A 3,282-nucleotide genomic window follows, 5' to 3' on the forward strand; every position below is an offset into this window, starting at 1 on the left:
ATCCCCCGTCGCGCACGAGCCGTCCGTCGAGGAAGTTCATCGCCGGCGAGCCGATGAAGCCCGCGACGAAGCGGTTGGCGGGGCGCTCGTACAGGTTCAGGGGCGTGTCCACCTGCTGCACGCGGCCCTGGTGCATGACCACGATGCGCTGGCCCATGGTCATGGCCTCGACCTGGTCGTGCGTGACGTACAGCATGGTGGCGCGCAGGCTGTGGTGCAGGCGGGAGATCTCGGTGCGCATCTGCACGCGCATCTTGGCGTCGAGGTTGCTCAGCGGTTCGTCGAAGAGGAAGACGTCCGGGTCGCGCACCAGAGCCCGCCCCAGGGCCACGCGCTGGCGCTGGCCGCCGGACAGGGCCCGCGGCTTGCGGTCGAGCAGCTCGTCGATGCCCAGCACGCCGGCCGCCGCGGCGACCTTCGACGCGGTCTCCTCTTTGGAGGCGCCACGCAGCTTCAGGCCGAAGGCCAGGTTCTCGCGCACCGTCATGTGGGGGTAGAGGGCGTAGCTCTGGAACACCATGGCGATGTTGCGGTCCTTGGGCTCCACGTCGTTGACGATGCGCCCGCCGATGCTGACCGTGCCGGTGGTGATCGATTCCAGGCCGGCGACCATGCGCAGGGTCGTGGACTTGCCGCAGCCCGACGGGCCGACCAGCACGACGAACTCGCCGTCGGCGACGTCCAGGTTCACGTCCTCGGCGGCCATCACGCCGCCGGGGTAGGTCTTGCCGACTCCTCGCAGTTCCACGCGCGCCATGCCGTCTCTCCTCCAGGGTGGGGACGGGGCCGATCCTAGTCCATTTCCCGGCGACGCTCCAGGGGCGATTCCCGTCAAGGGGGGATAAAACGGCGGGAGCGGGTCGCCCCGCTCCCGCCGCTGCACGCTTGACTCGCTCTGCTCTCGCCTTCTGGGGATCGACTCTCGCTGCTGGGGAATGCGCTGTCGGTTCCGTGTTTCGGTGTCGGTCCTGAGTTGCTTGTCCGATCCGATGATGTATTCTACGCAGGGCCGACGCCCCAGGTTCCACCACGACCACGTTTTTTTCGAGGGAGCGAGATGTCCGCCCAGCCCCTGTCCGTCGCCGTCCTGTGGCACATGCACCAACCCGACTACACCGACACCGTCCTGGGCCGGCCGCGCATGCCCTGGGTGCGCCTGCACGCCATGTTAAGTTATTATGACATGGTGCGTTACGTCCAGGAGCAGCCGGGCGCCCGGGCCGTGTTCAACGTCGTGCCCTCGCTGCTGCGGCAGCTCGAGGCGGCGGCTGCGGGCGTGCCGGACGACCACCTCCTGCTGGCCCTGGCCGCGCCCGCCGACCTGGACGCGGCCGACCGCGCCCGGATCGTGCGGGACTTCTTCGCCTTCCACCACGCCCGCCGCTTCGCCGAGTTCCCCCGCCTGCGCGCCCTGTGGGAACTGCGGGGGGAGGGGGTCGAGGTGCCGGCGGGCCGCGCCGAGCGCTTCACGGACCGGGACCTGCTGGACCTGCAGGTGCTCTTCCACCTCGCCTGGTGCGGGCGCACGCTGCGCGAGGAGCCGCTGGTCGCGCGGCTGTTCGCCCGCGGGAGCGACTACACCGCCGAAGACAAGACGGCGCTCCTCGCGTGCCAGCACGCGTTCCTGCAGCGCGTGCTGCCGGCCTACCGCGAGGCGGCCGCCCGGGGCAGCGTCGAGATCTCCTGCACGCCGCTGAACCACCCCATCCTGCCGCTGCTCTGCGACACCGGCGCCGCGCACGAGGCCCTGCCGCACCTGTCCCTGCCGGCGGCCCGCTTCCGCTACCCCGGCGACGCCTGGTACCACGTGAAGACGGCCCTGGACGAGACCGAGCGCGTGCTCGGGGTGCGGCCGCGCGGCATGTGGCCCGCCGAAGGTTCGATCAGCGAGACCGCGCTGCGCGTGCTGCAGACCGAGGGGGTCCGCTGGGCGGCGACCGACCAGGGCGTGCTCGCGCGGTCCCTCGCGCGCGGCGGCCAGGCCGCCGACGCGCGGCGTCATTTCCAGGCCTGGCGCTGGGGCGGCGACGACGCGCCGGCGCTGTTCTTCCGCGACACGGGCCTGAGCGACGCGCTGGGCTTCCGCTACCAGTCGTGGCGGGCGGCGGACGCCGTCGCCGACCTGCTGGTCCACCTGCGGGCGATCCGCGCGGAGACGGCGGCGGCGGCGGCCGACCACGGCGCGGGCTGCGTCGTGCCGATCATCCTGGACGGGGAGAACCCCTGGGAGTTCTACGAGAACAACGGACGGGACTTCCTGCAGGCCATGTACCGCGCCGTCGCCGAGGCGCCCGACCTGCGCTGGACGACCTTCGACGAGCACCTGGCCGCGGGCGGTCGGGTCGCCGAGCTCGGGAGCGTCTGCGCCGGCTCCTGGATCCGGGCCGACTTCACGACCTGGGTCGGCCACGCCGAGAAGAACCGCGGCTGGGAGTACCTGTCGCGCGTGCGCGACCGCTTCCAGGAGCGGCTGGCCGCCGCCGGCGCGCTGCGCCGGATCCGCCTGGCCGGCGGCCTCGAGGTGGAGGCGCCCGACCCCGCCCGCATCGGCCCCGGCTGCACGGGCCCGCTGGCGGCCGCGATGACGGCCATGGCCAACGCCGAGAGCAGCGACTGGTTCTGGTGGTACGGCGACGACAACCCCACCGACTACGCCCGCGAATTCGACACCACGTTCCGCCGCCACCTCCAGCAGGCCCTGGACCTTGCGGGCGCCGAGGCGGACCCCGGACTCGAGATCCCCGTGCTGCTCGCAGGAGGTCAGGCGTGAAGCTCGTCATCGGCATCCACAACCACCAGCCCGTCGGCAACTTCGACCACGTGATCGAGGACATCTACCGCAGCAGCTACCTGCCGTTCCTGGAGCGGGTCGAGCGCCACGAGCGGTTCCGCTTCAGCCTGCACGTGACCGGCCCGCTGCTGGAGTGGATGCAGCGCCACCATCCGGAGTGGCTGGAACGCGCGGCCTTCCTGGTGCGCGCGGGGCGCGTGGAGATGCTCGGCGGCGGCTTCTACGAGCCGATCCTCGCCGCTATCCCGGAGCGCGACCGCGTCGGGCAGCTGCGGATGATGTGCGACTGGGTGCGCCAGCACCTCGGCGCCGACTGCCGCGGCGTGTGGATGGCCGAGCGCGTCTGGGAGCCGCACCTGGCCGGCTCGCTGGCCCGCGCCGGCGTGGAGTTCGCCCTGCTCGACGACTACCACTTCGTGCAGGCGGGCGTGCCGCCCGAGCGCCTGACCCACGGTCCCCTGCTGACCGACGACCTCGGCCACGAGGTCGCC

Annotated in this window: 3 protein-coding genes; 2 read left to right on the forward strand and 1 reads right to left on the reverse strand. The window is 72.1% G+C overall.

Annotation, left to right across the window (positions count from 1 at the left end):
- Positions 1–757: sn-glycerol-3-phosphate ABC transporter ATP-binding protein UgpC (gene ugpC, locus Q7W29_11285; GenBank protein MDO9172400.1), on the reverse strand; the 757-nt coding region annotated here is incomplete at its 3' end.
- Between the two features lie 300 nt (positions 758–1,057).
- Here ugpC and Q7W29_11290 point away from each other — a divergent pair.
- Both Q7W29_11290 and Q7W29_11295 read left to right on the forward strand, forming a co-directional pair.
- Entirely contained in the window at positions 1,058–2,770 is a 1,713-nt protein-coding gene (locus Q7W29_11290) for a glycoside hydrolase family 57 protein (protein ID MDO9172401.1), read from the forward strand.
- Positions 2,767–3,282, forward strand: a 516-nt coding sequence (locus Q7W29_11295; protein ID MDO9172402.1) for an alpha-amylase, incomplete at its 3' end; no start/stop codon positions are given. The genes Q7W29_11290 and Q7W29_11295, both read left to right, overlap by 4 nt.

The sequence above is a fragment of the bacterium genome (assembly GCA_030654305.1).
In the GTDB taxonomy this organism is placed as follows: Bacteria; Krumholzibacteriota; Krumholzibacteriia; order LZORAL124-64-63; family LZORAL124-64-63; genus PNOJ01.

Bases quoted from the DNA above. Each gene is read 5' to 3' on its own strand.
- Q7W29_11290 (MDO9172401.1), top strand. From the start codon at position 1,058: ATGTCCGCCCAGCCCCTGTCCGTCGCCGTCCTGTGGCACATGCACCAA.